The sequence below is a fragment of the Variovorax soli genome (assembly GCF_031454625.1).
Lineage (GTDB): Bacteria > Pseudomonadota > Gammaproteobacteria > Burkholderiales > Burkholderiaceae_C > Variovorax > Variovorax soli_A.
In genome coordinates, this window is sequence record NZ_JAVDRF010000003.1 from 90,474 (window position 1) to 105,914 (window position 15,441).

Genomic DNA, 15,441 nt, shown 5'->3' on the forward strand with positions numbered 1-15,441 from the left:
ACTCAACGGGGGCAATAACCTTTTGTTGCCCGGCCCGCAGTTATCATCCCGCCCCATGCTCGAGCAACGGATCCAGCAGCACTTCATCGACAGCGCAGACCTCAAGTACCAGGCCGGCCCGCTTCTCGGCAAACCGATCTCGCAGGCCATGCAGGCGCTGCTCGCCTGCGTCACCAGCGGCGGCAAGATCCTCGCCTGCGGCGCCGGCGTCTCGGGCCTGCTGGCCGCGCAGTTCGCCGCCCAGTTCGTCGGCCGCTTCGAACGCGATCGTCCCGGGCTGGGCGCCATCGCGCTGCCGCTCGATGCCGTCGACCCCGCCGCCGACACGGCCGAGGTCGGCGATCCCGACCGCTTCGCGCGCCAGGTGCGCGCGCTCGGACAGGGCGGCGACGTGCTGCTGGCGCTCAGCGCGAGCGGCCAGTCGGCGGCCGTGCTGGCTGCCGTCGAGGCCGCGCATATGCGCGACATGACCGTGGTGGCCCTGCTCGGCAATGCCGCGGGCGGCGTCGCCAGCAGCGGCAATCCCGGCGGCGCCGTCGGGCGGGCCTTGCGCGAAACCGATGTCCAGGTCTGCGTGCCGCACGAGCGCGCGGCGCGCATCCACGAAGTCCACGTGCTCGTGTTGCACTGCCTGTGCGACGGCGTGGACGCTCAACTACTCGGAGAACAGGAAGCTTCCCTATGACGACGACATCCCTCCGGCGCCTCGCGCTGGCTCTGGCCACGGGCAGCGCCCTGGCCGCTGGCCTCTCCGCCTGCGTGCCGCTGGTGGTCGGCGGTGCGGCGGTGGTCGGCGCCGGCATGGTGGCGACGGACCGCCGAAGCTCGGGCGCGCAGATCGACGACCAGGCCATCGAGTTGCGCGCGAGCGCGCGGGTGCGCGAGATCGCCAATGACCAGATGTACGTCAGCGTCACCAGCTTCAACCGCCAGGTGCTGCTGACCGGTGCGGTGGGCAGCGAGGCCGACCGGCGCCGCGTCGAAGAGGTGGTGCGCCGGGTCGACAACGTGCGCTCGCTGGTCAACGAGCTGACGATCGGACCCCCCAGCACCTTCCAGGAGCGCTCCAACGACACCCTGATCCTCGGCAAGATCAAGGCCTCGCTGCTCGACGCCAAGGACGTCTTCGCCAACTCCTTCAAGGTGGTGGTCGACCGCGGCACCGTCTACCTGATGGGCCTGGCGACGCGGCGCGAGACCGATCGCGCCACCGACATCGCGCGCGGCGTGTCGGGCGTGCAGAAGGTGGTGCGCGTGGTCGAGATCATCACCGAGTCGGAGCTCGCAGGGCAGCCGCAGCAAGGCGGCGCCGGTCCCGCGCCTGGCTCGCGCTCGAACGTGCCGCTGCCGCCGATGGAGCCGCTGCCTGCAGCGGGATCGCCGCAGGGCGGGAGCGCGGTCACGACGCCCGTGCGGTAGGAATTCGGACGTCCGTACGCGAAGGGCGCGAAAGAGCAGCCTTCGCGTTCTCTCGCGTGCGGAGGCCCGCTCTCAGCAGCCCCTATTTCAGGCGGGTGATCAGGCTGGACGTGTCCCACCGCCGCCCGCCGGCCTGCTGCACGTCGGCGTAGAACTGGTCGACCAGTGCGGTCACCGGGAGCTGCGCGCCGTTGCGCCTCGCCTCGTCGAGCACCAGGCCGAGGTCCTTGCGCATCCAGTCGACGGCGAAGCCGAAGTCGAAGCGGCCTTCGATCATCGTCTTGCCGCGGTTGTCCATCTGCCAGCTCTGCGCGGCGCCCTTGCCGATCACGGCCAGCACCTCGTGCATCTCCAGGCCGGCGCGCTGCCCGAAGGCGATGGCTTCCGACAAGCCTTGCACCAGCCCCGCGATCGCGATCTGGTTCACCATCTTCGCGAGCTGCCCCGCGCCGCTCTCGCCGAGCCGGGTGACGGCGCGTGCGAAGGCGGTGATCACCGGCTTTGCCCGCTCGAAGGCCGCCGCATCGCCGCCGCACATCACGGTCAACGCGCCGTTCTGTGCGCCGGCCTGCCCGCCGGAGACCGGTGCATCGATGAACTGAAGGCCGCGTTCGAGCGCGGCCTTCGACAACTCGCGCGCCACGTCGGCCGAAGCGGTGGTGTGGTCGACGAAGACCGCGCCCTTGGCCATCCCGGCGAAGGCGCCGTCCTCGCCCAGGACCACCGAGCGCAAGTCGTCGTCGTTGCCGACGCAGCAGAACACGATGTCGGCGCCGGCCGCTGCCTCGCGCGGCGTCGGCGCGTGGCGCAGGCGGCCCTTGGCCTGGGCGGCGAATTCCTGCTGCCACGCGGCGGACTTGGCGGGCGTGCGGTTGTAGACCGCGACGCCATGGCCGGCGAGGGCGAGGTGCCCCGCCATGGGATAGCCCATCACGCCGAGGCCGAGGAAGGCGACCTCGTGCGCTGGCGCGGGGTCGTAGGTTTTGGGGTTGAGACTGTTCATGAGGGCGAGCTTATCGCCCCTCGACGTTCCGCTGCGATCAGACGATCGCGAAGTGCTCGGTGCCGGCCGAGAGGTCGGTCGTGCGTGCCCGCTGGCTGTTGAGCTTGATCTGCAGCCGCAGGTCGTTGGCCGAATCGGCGTTGCGCAGCGCGTCCTCGAAGGAAATCATGTGGGTCTCGAACAGGTCGAACAGCGCCTGGTCGAAGGTCTGCATGCCGAGGTTGCGGCTCTTCTTCATGATCTCCTTGATCTCGCCCACCTCGCCCTTGAAGATCATGTCGCTGATCAGCGGGGTGTTCAGCAGGATTTCCACCGCGGCGACGCGGCCGTGGCCGTCCTCGGTGGGAATGAGGCGCTGCGAGATCAGCGAACGCAGGTTCAGCGACAGGTCCATCAGCAGCTGGGCGCGGCGCTCCTCGGGGAAGAAGTTGATGATGCGGTCCAGCGCCTGGTTGGCGCTGTTGGCGTGCAGCGTGGCCATGCACAGGTGGCCGGTCTCTGCGAAGGCCACCGCGTGCTCCATGGTCTCGCGGTCGCGGATCTCGCCCATCAGGATGACGTCCGGCGCCTGCCGCAAGGTGTTCTTGAGCGCGGCCTCCCAGCTGTCGGTGTCGATGCCGACTTCGCGCTGCGTCACCACGCAATTCTTGTGCGGATGGACGAATTCGACCGGGTCCTCCACCGTCACGATATGGCCGAAGGAGTTGTCGTTGCGCCAGTCGATCATTGCGGCCAGGGTCGTCGATTTGCCTGAGCCGGTGGCGCCCACCAGGATGCACAGGCCGCGCTTGCTCATCGCCACGTCCTTCAGCACCTGCGGCATGCCGAGCCCGTCGATGGTCGGCAGCGTGGACGGGATGGTCCGCAGCACCATGCCCACCTTGCCCTGCTGCACGAAGGCATTCACGCGGAAGCGGCCGATGGCGGTGGGCGAGATCGCGAAGTTGCACTCCTTGGTGCGCTCGAACTCGGCGGTCTGCCGGTCGTTCATGATCGAGCGCGTGAGCGCCAGCGTGTGCTGCGCGCCCAGGGCCTGCTGCGACACCTTGGTGACCTTGCCGTCGACCTTGATCGCCGGCGGGAAGTCGGCGGTGATGAACAGGTCGCTGCCGTTGCGGCTCACCATGAGCTTGAGGAGTTCATTGATGAACTGGCTGGCTTGATCGCGTTCCATGTCGGTACTCCGGTGCGGGCAGGCTTGTTCAGCCTGGGAAATTCTCGGGGATCTTCGCCTTGCCGCGGGCTTCGGCGGGAGAAATGACATTGCGCCGCACGAGGTCCGTCAGGCACTGGTCCAGCGTCTGCATACCCTGGCCGCTGCCGGTCTGGATCGACGAATACATCTGCGCCACCTTGCCCTCGCGGATCAGGTTGCGGATGGCCGAGGTGCCCAGCATGATCTCGTGCGCCGCCACGCGCCCCTGGCCGTCCTTGGTCTTGCACAGGGTCTGCGAGATCACGGCCTGCAGCGATTCGGACAGCATGGCGCGGATCATCTCCTTTTCCTCGCCCGGGAACACGTCGATGATCCGGTCGATCGTCTTTGCGGCCGAGGAGGTGTGCAGGGTGCCGAACACCAGGTGGCCGGTCTCGGCCGCGGTCATCGCCAGGCGGATGGTCTCCAGGTCGCGCATTTCGCCGACGAGGATCGCGTCCGGGTCCTCGCGCAGCGCGGAACGCAGCGCGTTCGCAAAGGACAGCGTCATCGGGCCGACCTCGCGCTGGTTGATCAGGCACTTTTTCGACTCGTGCACGAACTCGATCGGGTCCTCCACCGTCAGGATGTGGCCGTACTCGGTCTCGTTGAGGTAGTTGATCATCGCGGCCAGCGTGGTGGACTTGCCCGAGCCGGTCGGACCGGTCACCAGCACCAGGCCGCGCGGCTTGAGCGCGAGGTCGCCGAAAATCTTCGGCGCGTTGAGCTGCTCCAGCGAGAGGATCTTCGAGGGAATGGTCCGGAACACCGCCGCCGCGCCGCGGGCCTGGTTGAAGGCGTTCACGCGGAAGCGGGCGAGGCCGTCGATCTCGAAGGAGAAGTCGACCTCGAGGAACTCTTCGTAGTGCTTGCGATGCGTGTCGCTCATGATGTCGTACACCATGGCGTGCACGGCCTTGTGGTCGAGCGCGTCGACGTTGATGCGCCGCACGTCGCCGTGCACACGGATCATGGGCGGCAAGCCGGACGACAGGTGCAGGTCCGAGGCCTTGTTCTTGACGCTGAAGGCCAGCAGTTGGGTGATGTCCACGAAGCTCCTCGGTGACGTTTTGATACGTTTTGACGATTATGACGATGATTGATGACAAGCTCCAGCAAGTTCGGAGCCGAATCGTGATGGCATGCACGGCAGCCGGCCGCGACCCGGCGAGCGTGCGCTTGCTTGCGGTCTCCAAGACTTTCCCCGCCGAGGCGGTGCGCGAGGCCCGCGCCGCCGGCCAGATTGCCTTCGGCGAGAACTACGTGCAAGAGGGCGTGGCCAAGATCGAGGCCTTGTCCGACCTGCGCGGCGAGCTCGAATGGCATTGCATCGGCCCTCTGCAGAGCAACAAGACGCGGCCGGTGGCGGCGCATTTCGACTGGGTGCACAGCATCGACCGGCTCAAGATCGCCGAGCGCCTGGCCGAGCACCGGCCGGCGGAACTGCAGCCGCTGCAGGTCTGCCTGCAGGTCAATGTGGACGCCGGCGCCAACAAGTCCGGCGTCGCCCCGGAGGAAGCTCTGGACCTGGCGCGGGCTGTGGCGGCCTTGCCACGTTTGCGGCTGCGAGGGCTGATGGCGATCCCCGAGCCTGCACCGGATTTCGAGGCGCAGCGCGCGCTGTTCCTGCGCGCCGCGGCGGTTTTCCAGGACATGCGCAGCGCGGGGCTGGACGTCGACACGCTTTCGCTGGGCATGTCGGCCGACCTGGAGGCGGCGATCGCCGCCGGCAGCACGATGGTGCGCGTCGGGACGGCGATCTTCGGCGCGCGCTGAGCTTGCCGCAAGCGCATAAGGCCCAACGCATCGCGCATAGACCATGGTGGAGGGCGGCGGGCGAGACTATCGTGCGCGGCATCCCAACAACGCCTGGAGTGCCATGAGCGCCGATCTGTCCTACGTTCACCCGACCGACAACAGCCCCTGGGGCACCTATCTTTCGCAGGTCGACCGCGTCGTGCCTTACCTGGGCGGCCTGGCCCGCTGGGTCGAGACGCTCAAGCGCCCCAAGCGCGCGCTGATCGTCGACGTGCCGATCGAGATGGACGACGGCACCATCGCCCACTTCGAGGGCTACCGCGTGCAGCACAACATGTCGCGCGGCCCGGGCAAGGGCGGCGTGCGCTTTCACCCCGACGTGACGCTGGAAGAAGTGATGGCCCTGTCGGCCTGGATGACGGTCAAGACCGCCGCGGTGAACCTGCCGTACGGCGGGGCCAAGGGCGGCATCCGCGTCGACCCGAAGAAGCTCTCGCAGCAGGAACTGGAGAAGGTCACGCGTCGCTACACCAGCGAGATCGGCATCATCATCGGCCCGCAGCAGGACATTCCCGCGCCCGACGTCAACACCAACGCCCAGATCATGGCCTGGATGATGGACACCTACTCGATGAACGTCGGCGGCACCGCCACCGGCGTGGTCACGGGCAAGCCGCTGCACCTGGGCGGCTCGCTGGGCCGGGTGAAGGCGACCGGCCGCGGCGTGTTCGTCACCGGCCGCGAGGCGGCGCGCCGGCTGGGACTGGACCTGCGCGGCGCGCGTGTCGCGGTGCAGGGCTTCGGCAACGTGGGCTCGGTGGCGGCGGAGCTGTTCGCCGAGGCCGGCGCGAAGATCGTCGCCGTGCAGGACCATACCGGCACCATCATCAACGCCAATGGGCTCGATCTCAAGACGCTGCTGCCGCTGGCACGCACCGAGGGCGTGGTGGGCTTCAAGGGCGGCGACGTGATCGCCAACGAGTCCTTCTGGGACGTGCCCTGCGATATCCTCATTCCCGCGGCCCTCGAAGGCCAGCTGACCGCCGAGCGCGCGCAGAAGACCAAGGCCAAGCTCGTGCTCGAAGGCGCCAACGGCCCGACCGTGCCGGCAGCCGACGACATCCTGGCCGAGCGCGGCGTGCTGGTGGTGCCCGACGTGATCTGCAACGCCGGCGGCGTGACGGTCAGCTACTTCGAGTGGGTGCAGGACTTCTCGTCCTTCTTCTGGGACGAGGACGAGATCAACCAGCGGCTGGACCGCATCATGATGAACGCGCTCAACAACATCTGGGACACCGCCGACAAGCACCGGATCACGCTGCGCACCGCGACCTTCGCGGTGGCCTGCGAGCGCATCCTGATGGCTCGGCAGGAGCGCGGACTCTACCCGTGATCGCGAGCGCCGACCGCTCCCGTCTCGAAATCCTGCTGGCCGATGGCCGGCGCAAGCTGCTCGGCCTGGTCGGCGCGCCGGGCGCAGGCAAGTCGACGGTCGCGCGCGCGCTCGAGCAAGCCCTGCCCGGACGTGCGCAAGTCGTTCCGATGGACGGCTTCCATCTCGCGCAAACGGAACTTCGACGCCTGGGCCGGGCCGAGCGCAAGGGTGCGCCCGACACCTTCGACAGCGCTGGCTACGTGGCGCTGCTGCAGCGCTTGCGCGAGCAGCGCCCGGACGAAATCGTCTACGCGCCCGAGTTCCGGCGCGAGATCGAGGAACCGGTCGCCGGTGCCATCGCGGTCCTGCCCCAGACCCAACTCGTCATCACCGAAGGCAACTACCTGCTGCTGCAGGAAGGTCCGTGGGCGGGTGTCGCGCCGCTGCTCGACGAGGCCTGGTACGTGGAGGTCGACGACGCGCTGCGCGTGGAGCGCCTGGTGTGGCGCCACCAGCAGTTCGGCCGCAGCCGCGAAGAGGCGCTGGCCTGGGTGGCGCAGACCGACGAGCCCAATGCGCGCCGCATCGCCGCCACACGCGAACGCGCGAATCGCGTGATCCGCATCGAAGTTTGAGAGAGGGGAACGCGGCGCTGCCGGCCGCGTCCAAATCGGGCACTGCGGAGCAACAGGCTGCCGCTAGCATTCCGCATCTCCCGACATTGGCTTCTCTCCCATGCGTCCTTTTCTCCCGAACGCAGCCCTGGCGCTGCTGTTCACGCTCGTTCTCGCCGGCTGCGGCATCACCTCGCCGAAGCAGGTCACTTACGACCCCGAGGAGTTCGATTCGACCACCACCCACACGCGCAGCTTCCCGGCCACACAGGCGCAGACCTGCGAGGCCGCGCGCCGTGCGCTGCTGAGCCAGGGCTACCTGGTGACCGCGGCCAACGCCGACCTGGTGGCCGGCCGCAAGAGCTTCCAGCCGGCCAGCGAAGTGCACGTGGAGGTCGAGCTGCGCGTGGTCTGCGCGCGCGACGGCGGCGGCGCGAGCACCATCGCCTTCGCCAGCGCGCTGCAGGACCGCTACAGCCTGAAGAAGCTCAACAACTCGGCCAGCGTGGGCGTGGGCGCGCTGGGTTCGTTGTCGCTACCCTTTTCTTCGAGCGACGACGCGCTGGTCAAGGTGGCCAGCGAGACGCTGACCGACGAGCGCTTCTACGACCGCTTTTTCGTCTTGCTCGACCGCTTCCTCGTGCCCGAGGCGGTGCAGAGCACGCCCGTCGCACCGCCTTCGCTGCCGGCGCCGAGCACCGATGGGCCCCTGCGTCCGGTGCCGCCGTCGCCTTCGCGCGGCTGACCTGCGTTCAGATCGAGACCGAGCGCGCCGCGTTGGCAGGCAGGCCGGTCAGGCCGCAGAGGCGTTGCAGCACGCCATAGCCTTGCGCCAGCGCGGCGGCGTAGGTGGCGAAAGGCCGATCGGCGCGATGCATCGCCTCGAAGTGGCCGTCGTGTCGCACGTCCTCGTGGATGACCCAGTAATAGGAACCATCGAACGGTTGTTCCACCAGCAGCCCGATCTTTCGCACATCCATGTCTTGCTCCTCGCTCTAAAAATGCAAAATGAGTACTTAAGAATGTAAGACGATGTGCCTCATTCGAGGCGCTGAAAAGTTCACGCTTCACTGCCTTTTGCGGCCCTGGCCCTCTCGTTCCGTGGATGAAGCTCGCGGGTGCGCCGTGAAAAAAGTTCTAAGGGCATGCGAGATCGCGTTGTTGCATGCACCGTTTCGTTTTCTTCGGTGATTTATTCACTCTTCCTTCGCGAGGAGGGACGCTACGCTTGTCCCCATCTTGTTCCTCGATGGAGATCACCTTGATGACCTCTCACCCCAAGCTTACGTTCGACGAATGGGCCCGCAGCCTGGAAGAAAGCAATGCCGGGACGCTGCCCGAGACCGGCAAGCCCCTTGTGTCGTCCACCGAGTGGGCGCGGCTGGAGGACGTGGCCGTGCGGCGCAGCCTCGGCATCTCGGTGTGCGTGTTTCCCAGCGTGTTCGCGCGACTGGCCTGAGGCGTTTCAGCGCACCAGCGTCGACTTGCCGAACAGGCTCTCGATCAGCTCCACCGCCACTTCCGCCGTTCGGTTGCGCACGTCCAGCGCGGGATTGAGCTCGACGACGTCGAGCGAAGCCAGGCGGCCGGTGTCGGCGATCATCTCCATGCACAGCTGCATCTCGCGCCAGGTCGGCCCGCCGCGCACGCCGGTGCCCACGCCCGGCGCGTAGTCGGGGTCCAGGCAATCGAGGTCGAAGCTCACGTGCAGGTGGGTGCCCTCATCGATGTCCTGCAGCGCCTCGGTCATGGTGGTGCGCATGCCGTGCTCGTCGATGTGGCGCATGTCGAAGACGTTCAGGCCCAGGGCGCGGATCGCCGCCTTCTCCTCCGCGTCGACGCTGCGGATGCCGAGGAAGCGGATCGCGTCGTGCTCCAGCGCCGCGGCCTCGCCGCTCCAGCCGCTGAGCGCTTCCGGCCCATGGCCCAGCAGGCAGGCGACCGGCATGCCGTGGATGTTGCCGCTGGGGCTGGTGCGCTCGGTGTTGACGTCCGAATGGGCATCCAGCCACAGCACGCGCAGCTTCTTGCCGCGTCGGCGCGCGTGCCAGGCGATCGCGCTGATCGAGCCGACCGCGAGGCAGTGGTCGCCGCCCATCAGGAGCGGGAGATGGCCGGCGGCCAAGGCATGGTCGACCGCCGCGTAGACCGAGCGATTCCACGTGACCACTTCGTCCAGATGGCGCAGCCCGTTGGCCGGCTCGGTCCAGGGCGTGGCCGGCCCCGCGAGGTTTCCGCGGTCCACGATCTCGAAGCCCAGGCGCGAGAGGGTGCCGGCGATGTCCGCCACCCGCAGTGCGTCCGGCCCCATGCCGGCGCCGCGCACGCTGGCGCCGATGTCGGTGGGTGCGCCGATCAGCTCGACCGTGGTGAAGGTGCTCATGGGCGAATCTCCGGAGAGGTCATGCGTGGGCAGGCACGAGGCCGCGCCGCAGGCGGCCGCTCGCGGCGTCGACGATGAAGACCAGCACGAACATGGCGCCGATCACCGTCGCCGCCTGCGCCTGCTGGAACAGCGAGAGATGAAAGTACAGCATCTGCCCCAGCCCGCCGGCGCCGACGAAGCCGAGCACGGCAGCCATGCGGATGTTCATCTCCCAACGGTACAGCGAATAGGCCAGCCATTGGGGCCAGGCCAGCGGCAGGCTGCCGTAGGCGAAGGCCGCGACTGCGCCGCTGCCGGCATCGCGCAGCGCGCGCTCGGGCACGGGCGGGACGTTCTCCAGCGTCTCGCCGAACAGGCGGCCGAACACGCCGCTGGTGTGCAGCGCCAGCGCCAGCACGCCGGCAAAGGGGCCGAGCCCGGCCGCCAGCACCATCAGCGCGGCCCATACCAGCTCGGGCACGCTGCGCAGCAGGTTCAGCAGCAGGCGCGAGACCTGCCGCAGCGCCGGGCCGAAGCGACCCGAGGCGGGCAGCGCCAGCGCGGCGCCGCCGAGCATCGCGATCAGCGTGCCCAGCGCCGAGACCGCCAGCGTCTGCAACGCGCCCCAGGCCGTTCTGCCCAGGAAGTCGGGCGAGAGGTCGGGCGGAAAGAACTCGGCCACGAACTTCGCCATCGACGCCAGCGACTCGCGCGCCACCAGCGCGCGGAAGTCGATGCCGAGATACAGGAAGCTCGCGATCACCGCGAGCAGGATGGCGGCCGTGGCCAGCACGCAGCCGAGGCAGGGCCCGGCGGCGCGCGCGCGTTCCGAGAGCGACGGTTCCATCGGGCTCATGCCAGCGGCCCCAAGCCGCGCCCCGCGAGCGTGGAGGAGCGCGTCGTCATCGCAGCCACCTGCGCAGCACGGCGCTCAAGGCATCGGCCATCAACACCAACAGCAGGAACACGATCAGGATGCTGCACGCCTCGCCGCCGTTGAGCATCTTCATCGACTGGTCCATCAGCTGGCCGAGCCCGCCGGCGCCGACGAAGCCCATCACCACCGAGGCGCGCACCGCGCACTCCCAGCGGTAGACGGTGTAGGAGGCCAGCTCATGCGCAGCGCCGGGCAAGAGGCCGTAGCCGAGCGCGGCAACCCGCCCGCTGCCCGCCTCGAGCAGCGCCCGTGCGGGCCGCGTGTCACCCGACTCGAGGATCTCGGAGTAGACCTTGCCGAGCATGCCCCCATAGGTGATGGCGAGCGCCAGCACGCCGGCGCCCGGGCCCAGACCGAAGGCGCGCACCAGCAGCAGCGCCCACACCAGCTCGGGGATGGCGCGCAGCACGGTGAGCACACCGCGCACGGCCGTGCGCATCGCTCCTCCGCGCCATCGTCCGGGGCCGGGGCCGATGCGCGAGATCGACAGCGACCGTGTCGCCGCGAAGGCCAGCGGCACCGCGACCACGAAGGCCAAGGCCGTCCCTGCGGTCGCCATTGCGAGGGTTTGCAAGGTCGCATGCGCCAGCAGGCCCAGGAAATCGGCCGACAGCGCGGGCGGCAGGAAGCCGGCCAGGAAGCCGCCCATGACGCGCAGCGTGCCCGGCGCCAGCAGCGCCTGGGGCTTGAACTCGGCGATCACCAGCATCGGCCACAGCACCACCAGCGCGAGCAGCAGCGCGCCCAGGCGCCGGCGTGCGAGCGGGTCGCGCGAGGCGGGCGGGGTCGGCAGCGTGCGCATCGATGCGCCTTCGCCTTGGGAGCGGCCCGGCGTGCTCATCGGCAGACGACCGTCGGCGCCGGCGCGCCACGCTCTTCGAGCTCGAAGCCGGGCGTCTGCGTCGGCAGCAGGCTGCCCTCGGTGGCGTAGAGCTCTTGCAGCATGCCGCGGCTGATGGCGGCGGCCGGCGCATCGAAGACCACCACGCCCGCGCGCAGGCCGACGATGCGATCGAACCACTTCAGCGCCAGGTCCACGGCGTGCAGCGAAGCGATCAGCGTCGCGCCGGTGGCCTGGCTCTGCGCGATCAGCTCGCCGACCGCGAGGTCGGCCAGCGCGGGGTCCAGCGCCGAGACCGGCTCGTCGGCCAGCAGCAGCTCGGGCGCCTGGTAGAGCACGCGCGCCATTCCGACGCGCTGAAGCTGGCCGCCGGAGAGCCGGTCGCAGCGGTCGAACAGCCGGTCGGCCAGGTCCAGCCGGGCCAGCGCAGCCTGCGCGCCGGCGATGTCGGCCGGCACCAGCAGCGAGGCCAGGGCGCGGCCGCCCGACCAGGCCCCCAGCCGCCCCGCCAGCACCGCCGTGATCACGCGCAGCCGCGGCGGGATCGGCGGCGCCTGGTGGATCATCCCGATGCGCGCGCGCAGCGCCTTCAACGCCCGGGCGCGCAGCTGCCACGGCCGCGCGCCCAGTAGTTCGATGCGACCCTCATCGGGACGCAGCGCGGTGGCGGCGATGCGCAGCAGGCTGGTCTTGCCGGCGCCCGAAGGGCCGATGACCGCCACGCGCGCACCCGGTGCGACCCGCAGCGTCACCCCGCGCAGCGCACGCTGCCCATTGGCGTGAACCAGGCCGACATCTTCCAGCGCCAGCGCGGCTTCGGCGTTCAACGGCGCGGCCCGCCTACTTGATGAGCCCCGCCGACTTGGCGGCCGCCTCGATGCCGTCGTAGTTCGAGGCCTGGGTCGGGATGAACTTCGAAGCGCGCTGCAGCTCGAGGACTTCCTTTTGCGCCGGGTTGGCGGCGTCGAGCTTGAGGAAGGCGTCGGTCAGCTTCCTCGTGGTGGCGGGGTCGAGGCCGGGGCGCACGGTCCAGTTGTAGTCGTAGTACGGCGCGGTGGTCGCGAGCACGCGCACTTTGGCGGCGTTGGGGTTGGCGGACTCGGCGAGCTTGTCCATCACCGAGGCGTTCAGCACGCCGGCCTCGGCCCGGCCCGAGGCCACGAAGGCGACCGTCGCATCGTGGGCGCCGGAGTAGGCGACGGTCTTGAAGTCCTTCTCGGGGTTGATGCCGGCCAGCAGCAGGAAATGGCGCGGCATCAGGTGGCCCGAGGTCGAGGACGGCGCGCCGAAGGCGAAGGTGGCCCCGCGGAGGTCGGCCAGGGTCTTCGCCTTGCTGTCGGTGGGGACGATGAACTTGCTGGTGAACTTCTCGTCCTCCGCGCGCTGCACGATCGGCACGGCCGCACCGCCGGTACGCAGCTTGGCCTGCACGAAGGTGAAGCCTCCGAGCCAGGCCAGGTCGATCTTGTTCGTGGCCAGGCCCTCGACCACCGCGGCGTAGTCGGTGACCGGTGTGAACTGCACGTCGAGGCCGGTCTCCTTCTTCAGGTACTCGCCCAGCGGCTTGAACTTGCGCTGCAGCTCGGTCGGCGCCTCGTCGGGGATGGCCGCGACGCGCAGCGTGGTCGCGCTTTGCGCATGGGCGGGCACGCCGGCGGCCAGGCCCAGCAGGCAGTAGAGGGTGGTCTGGAGGAACTGTCTTTTCATGATGGGCGACCGAAGGGAAGAAGGCCCGGAGTTTAAGGAGCCGCAGTGCGGAAGCCGGCGAAGACGTCGTTGCGGCCAGGCTGGAAGAAGTTGCGGTAGCGCAGATCATGCATTCGCGCGTGGGTGGCGAAGGCCCCGCCGCGCAGTTCGCGGTGGTCGCCGAACCAGGGAGCCGAGTAGTCGCGGTAAGGGCCGGCCGCGAAGCCGGGGTAGGGCGCGAAGGTGCTGGCGGTCCATTCCCAGACGCTCCTGCCCCAGGCGAAGGCGCTCTGGGTGGCGGCCGCATGCTCCCACTCGGCGGCCGTGGGCAGGCGGCGGCCCGCCCAGCGTGCGTAGGCCTCGGCCTCCCAGGCGTTGACGTGGATCACCGGCTGTGCAGGATCGAGCGGCAGCCAGCGGTCGAACCAGCGGGTCTCCCATTGCTGCGACACGCGCCGCCAGCGCGCAGGGTGGCTGCGGGGCTGCGTCGCGCGCCAGCGCCCTGCCTCGCCGGGCCAGAACAACGGGTCGGCGTAGCCCCCGGCTTCCACGAAGCGCAGGTAGCGGCCTGCCGTGACCGGCGTGGCGTCGATCTCGCATGCCGGCAGGGCGACAGGATGTTCGCCGCACTCGTTGTCGAAGGCGAAGCCGCTGCGGGCCGCCGGCCAGCCCATGCGTGCCTGCGCGGCCGGCATCGCGATGGCGGGCGCCTCGGCCAGGCGCGGCAGGCCGGCCACGCCGGCAGGCGCGGGGTAGCCCAGCGTCGCACGCAGCCAGGCGAAGGCCTCGCCGTGCATGTCTTCGTGGAACAGCGCCAGTCGATGGAAGTACAGGGCCTCGTCGCTGTCCCGGGAGGCGGCGAGCGCGGCCAGGCAGGCCTCGAGCTGGGCATCGAGCCGCGCATCGATCTCGTCGCGCGTGGGCAAAGCCACGGACCAGCGGGCAATGTGGGCCAGCCGGGCCGAGTCGAACAGCGCGTCGGGGCCCGCGATCCGCGCCGGCACAGCGGCCTGCACATGGCCGTTCGCGTCCACTGCGTGCGGGCCGCGCAGCACCCAGAACTCGCCGAACCAGGCGAGGTGCGACAGCTCCCAGGCCACCAGGTTCACGCCGGCCTGGCGCGGCACCCGCCACTGAGCATCGCTCAGGTCGAAGGTCCAGGCCCGGGTGCGGGCGCGGCATTCGCGAAGGGCGGCCGCCAGCGCCTCGCCGGTGAGGGTGCGCGCCTCAGCCATGGCGATGCCGGCCTGACAGAATGCGCCGATGAGCAAGATGCCGCGTGTGTTGATCGTCTCGCCGGCGCTCGCTGACGCCAACAACGGCAACTGGCGCACCGCGTCGCGCTGGGGCCGATTCCTGGCGGGCGTGGCGGAGGTGGAGATCGCGCGAGGCTGGGACGGAATGCCTTGCGACGCCATGATCGCGCTGCATGCGCGCCGATCCGCCGAGCCGATCGCACAGCTGCGCGCAGCGCGACCGGCAGCCCCGATCGCGCTGGTCCTGACCGGCACCGACGTGTACCGCGACATCGAGGAGAACAGGGCCGCGCAGCATTCGCTCGAGTGTGCCAGCCAACTGGTGGTGCTGCAGGCCGATGCGCTCGATCGTCTCGGTCCCGGCGAGCGCGCGAAGGCGCGCGTGATCCTGCAGTCGGCCAGCCGCCTGCGCGCGCGTCCGGCACAGCGCCATGTCGAGCTCGTCGCGGTGGGTCATCTGCGCGAAGAGAAAGACCCGCTCTGCCTCATGGCCGCCGCACGCCGGCTGCCCGCACACACGCCGATCCGGATCGTGCACATCGGCGACGCGCTCGCGCCCGAGCTGGGCGAGGCGGCGCGCCGCACCATGGACGAATGCCCGCACTATCGCTGGCTCGGCGGCCTGCCGCGCGAGGCCGCGCGGCGCTGGATCGCCCGCGCCCGCGCGCTGGTGCACATGAGCCGGATGGAGGGCGGCGCACAGGCCGTGATCGAGGCCGTGCGTTCGGGCGTGCCGGTGCTGGCCAGCCGCATCGGCGGCAACCTGGGGCTGCTGGGCGAGGACTACGAGGGCTGCTTTCCCGCCGGCGACGACGCGGCGCTGGCTGCGCTGATGGAACGGTTTGCAGCCGAGCCCGGCTTCGCGGCGCGGCTGGCAGCGCAATGCGCGCTGCGCGAGCCGCTTTTCACCCCGGCGGCCGAGCGTGAATGCGTTCGGCGCCTGCTGCGCGATCTGCTCGCGCCACCATAATCGGCCAGACTCCGAAAGCGCG

18 protein-coding genes are annotated in these 15,441 nt (G+C 69.7%); 8 read left to right on the forward strand and 10 right to left on the reverse strand.

The window, feature by feature from the left end:
• Window positions 1-55: 55 nt before the first annotated feature.
• Together J2739_RS07525 and J2739_RS07530 are read left to right on the forward strand one after the other, a co-directional pair.
• Window positions 56-685 carry an SIS domain-containing protein gene (locus J2739_RS07525; protein WP_309900133.1) on the forward strand — a complete coding sequence of 210 codons (630 nt, stop codon included), beginning with the start codon at window positions 56-58 and terminating at the stop codon, window positions 683-685.
• Window positions 682-1,419 (forward strand): BON domain-containing protein, encoded by a 738-nt coding sequence (locus J2739_RS07530; protein WP_309900135.1) that lies wholly within the window; start codon window positions 682-684, stop codon window positions 1,417-1,419. Before J2739_RS07525 ends, J2739_RS07530 begins: the two co-directional genes overlap by 4 nt.
• Before the next feature lie 82 nt (window positions 1,420-1,501).
• Here J2739_RS07530 and J2739_RS07535 read toward each other — a convergent pair whose 3' ends face one another.
• The 3 genes from J2739_RS07535 to J2739_RS07545 are packed head-to-tail and all read right to left on the reverse strand — an operon-like array spanning window position 1,502 to window position 4,668.
• Window positions 1,502-2,422, reverse strand: a complete 921-nt coding sequence (locus tag J2739_RS07535) for an NAD(P)-dependent oxidoreductase (RefSeq protein ID WP_309900137.1) — start codon at window positions 2,420-2,422, stop codon at window positions 1,502-1,504.
• Between the two features lie 37 nt (window positions 2,423-2,459).
• The gene (locus J2739_RS07540) at window positions 2,460-3,596 is read right to left on the reverse strand and encodes a PilT/PilU family type 4a pilus ATPase (protein ID WP_309900138.1); all 1,137 of its coding nucleotides are present in this window, start codon (window positions 3,594-3,596) and stop codon (window positions 2,460-2,462) included.
• A gap of 28 nt (window positions 3,597-3,624) precedes the next feature.
• Entirely contained in the window at window positions 3,625-4,668 is a 1,044-nt protein-coding gene (locus J2739_RS07545; RefSeq protein WP_309900140.1) for a type IV pilus twitching motility protein PilT, read from the reverse strand.
• A 38-nt stretch (window positions 4,669-4,706) separates the two neighbouring features.
• Between J2739_RS07545 and J2739_RS07550 the strand changes: the two genes are divergently transcribed.
• The 4 genes from J2739_RS07550 to J2739_RS07565 all read left to right on the forward strand — a co-directional run bounded on the left by J2739_RS07550 (window position 4,707) and on the right by J2739_RS07565 (window position 8,109).
• A complete protein-coding gene (locus tag J2739_RS07550; protein WP_309900142.1) occupies window positions 4,707-5,393 on the forward strand; it encodes a YggS family pyridoxal phosphate-dependent enzyme in 687 nt (228 codons plus the stop codon).
• A 103-nt stretch (window positions 5,394-5,496) separates the two neighbouring features.
• Window positions 5,497-6,768 (forward strand): Glu/Leu/Phe/Val family dehydrogenase, encoded by a 1,272-nt coding sequence (locus J2739_RS07555; protein WP_309900144.1) that lies wholly within the window; start codon window positions 5,497-5,499, stop codon window positions 6,766-6,768.
• Window positions 6,765-7,385 (forward strand): nucleoside/nucleotide kinase family protein, encoded by a 621-nt coding sequence (locus tag J2739_RS07560; protein WP_405053846.1) that lies wholly within the window; start codon window positions 6,765-6,767, stop codon window positions 7,383-7,385. The genes J2739_RS07555 and J2739_RS07560 overlap by 4 nt, the downstream gene beginning before the upstream one ends.
• A 100-nt stretch (window positions 7,386-7,485) precedes the next feature.
• Window positions 7,486-8,109, forward strand: a complete 624-nt coding sequence (locus J2739_RS07565) for a DUF2242 domain-containing protein (protein ID WP_309900147.1) — start codon at window positions 7,486-7,488, stop codon at window positions 8,107-8,109.
• A 7-nt stretch (window positions 8,110-8,116) separates the two neighbouring features.
• Here the strand turns inward: J2739_RS07565 and J2739_RS07570 are convergent, their stop codons facing one another.
• On the reverse strand, window positions 8,117-8,344 hold the full coding sequence (locus J2739_RS07570; RefSeq protein WP_309900149.1) for a hypothetical protein: 228 nt from the start codon (window positions 8,342-8,344) through the stop codon (window positions 8,117-8,119).
• A gap of 284 nt (window positions 8,345-8,628) precedes the next feature.
• On the opposite strand from J2739_RS07570, the gene J2739_RS07575 reads away from it, so the two are divergent.
• A complete protein-coding gene (locus J2739_RS07575) occupies window positions 8,629-8,823 on the forward strand; it encodes a hypothetical protein (RefSeq protein ID WP_309900151.1) in 195 nt (64 codons plus the stop codon).
• Window positions 8,824-8,829: 6 nt separating this feature from the next.
• Here J2739_RS07575 and rocF read toward each other — a convergent pair whose 3' ends face one another.
• The 6 genes from rocF to senA are packed head-to-tail and all read right to left on the reverse strand — an operon-like array spanning window position 8,830 to window position 14,428.
• Window positions 8,830-9,747, reverse strand: a complete 918-nt coding sequence (gene rocF / locus J2739_RS07580) for an arginase (protein ID WP_309900153.1) — start codon at window positions 9,745-9,747, stop codon at window positions 8,830-8,832.
• A 19-nt stretch (window positions 9,748-9,766) separates the two neighbouring features.
• Window positions 9,767-10,576, reverse strand: a complete 810-nt coding sequence (gene phnE / locus J2739_RS07585) for a phosphonate ABC transporter, permease protein PhnE (protein WP_309900155.1) — start codon at window positions 10,574-10,576, stop codon at window positions 9,767-9,769.
• Window positions 10,577-10,631: 55 nt separating this feature from the next.
• Window positions 10,632-11,468, reverse strand: a complete 837-nt coding sequence (locus tag J2739_RS07590) for a PhnE/PtxC family ABC transporter permease (protein WP_309900157.1) — start codon at window positions 11,466-11,468, stop codon at window positions 10,632-10,634.
• A gap of 35 nt (window positions 11,469-11,503) precedes the next feature.
• Complete coding sequence (locus tag J2739_RS07595; RefSeq protein WP_309900158.1) at window positions 11,504-12,334, reverse strand: phosphonate ABC transporter ATP-binding protein; 831 nt, start codon at window positions 12,332-12,334, stop codon at window positions 11,504-11,506.
• Between the two features lie 13 nt (window positions 12,335-12,347).
• Window positions 12,348-13,214, reverse strand: a complete 867-nt coding sequence (locus J2739_RS07600) for a putative selenate ABC transporter substrate-binding protein (RefSeq protein WP_309900161.1) — start codon at window positions 13,212-13,214, stop codon at window positions 12,348-12,350.
• Between the two features lie 32 nt (window positions 13,215-13,246).
• A complete protein-coding gene (gene senA, locus J2739_RS07605) occupies window positions 13,247-14,428 on the reverse strand; it encodes a selenoneine synthase SenA (protein ID WP_309900162.1) in 1,182 nt (393 codons plus the stop codon).
• A 28-nt stretch (window positions 14,429-14,456) separates the two neighbouring features.
• Between senA and senB the strand changes: the two genes are divergently transcribed.
• Window positions 14,457-15,419: a selenoneine biosynthesis selenosugar synthase SenB gene (gene senB, locus J2739_RS07610; protein WP_309900164.1), complete on the forward strand. Its 963-nt coding sequence runs from the start codon at window positions 14,457-14,459 to the stop codon at window positions 15,417-15,419.
• Window positions 15,420-15,441 lie beyond the last annotated feature (22 nt).

Coding starts and splice junctions, on each gene's coding strand:
- J2739_RS07525 (WP_309900133.1), top strand. CDS start 56: ATGCTCGAGCAACGGATCCAGCAGCACTTCATCGACAGCGCAGACCTC.
- J2739_RS07530 (WP_309900135.1), top strand. CDS start 682: ATGACGACGACATCCCTCCGGCGCCTCGCGCTGGCTCTGGCCACGGGC.
- J2739_RS07535 (WP_309900137.1), bottom strand. CDS start 2,422: ATGAACAGTCTCAACCCCAAAACCTACGACCCCGCGCCAGCGCACGAG.
- J2739_RS07540 (WP_309900138.1), bottom strand. CDS start 3,596: ATGGAACGCGATCAAGCCAGCCAGTTCATCAATGAACTCCTCAAGCTC.
- J2739_RS07550 (WP_309900142.1), top strand. CDS start 4,707: ATGACGATGATTGATGACAAGCTCCAGCAAGTTCGGAGCCGAATCGTG.
- J2739_RS07555 (WP_309900144.1), top strand. CDS start 5,497: ATGAGCGCCGATCTGTCCTACGTTCACCCGACCGACAACAGCCCCTGG.
- J2739_RS07565 (WP_309900147.1), top strand. CDS start 7,486: ATGCGTCCTTTTCTCCCGAACGCAGCCCTGGCGCTGCTGTTCACGCTC.
- J2739_RS07570 (WP_309900149.1), bottom strand. CDS start 8,344: ATGGATGTGCGAAAGATCGGGCTGCTGGTGGAACAACCGTTCGATGGT.
- J2739_RS07575 (WP_309900151.1), top strand. CDS start 8,629: ATGACCTCTCACCCCAAGCTTACGTTCGACGAATGGGCCCGCAGCCTG.
- rocF (WP_309900153.1), bottom strand. CDS start 9,747: ATGAGCACCTTCACCACGGTCGAGCTGATCGGCGCACCCACCGACATC.
- phnE (WP_309900155.1), bottom strand. CDS start 10,576: ATGGAACCGTCGCTCTCGGAACGCGCGCGCGCCGCCGGGCCCTGCCTC.
- J2739_RS07590 (WP_309900157.1), bottom strand. CDS start 11,468: ATGCGCACGCTGCCGACCCCGCCCGCCTCGCGCGACCCGCTCGCACGC.
- J2739_RS07600 (WP_309900161.1), bottom strand. CDS start 13,214: ATGAAAAGACAGTTCCTCCAGACCACCCTCTACTGCCTGCTGGGCCTG.
- senA (WP_309900162.1), bottom strand. CDS start 14,428: ATGGCTGAGGCGCGCACCCTCACCGGCGAGGCGCTGGCGGCCGCCCTT.
- senB (WP_309900164.1), top strand. CDS start 14,457: ATGAGCAAGATGCCGCGTGTGTTGATCGTCTCGCCGGCGCTCGCTGAC.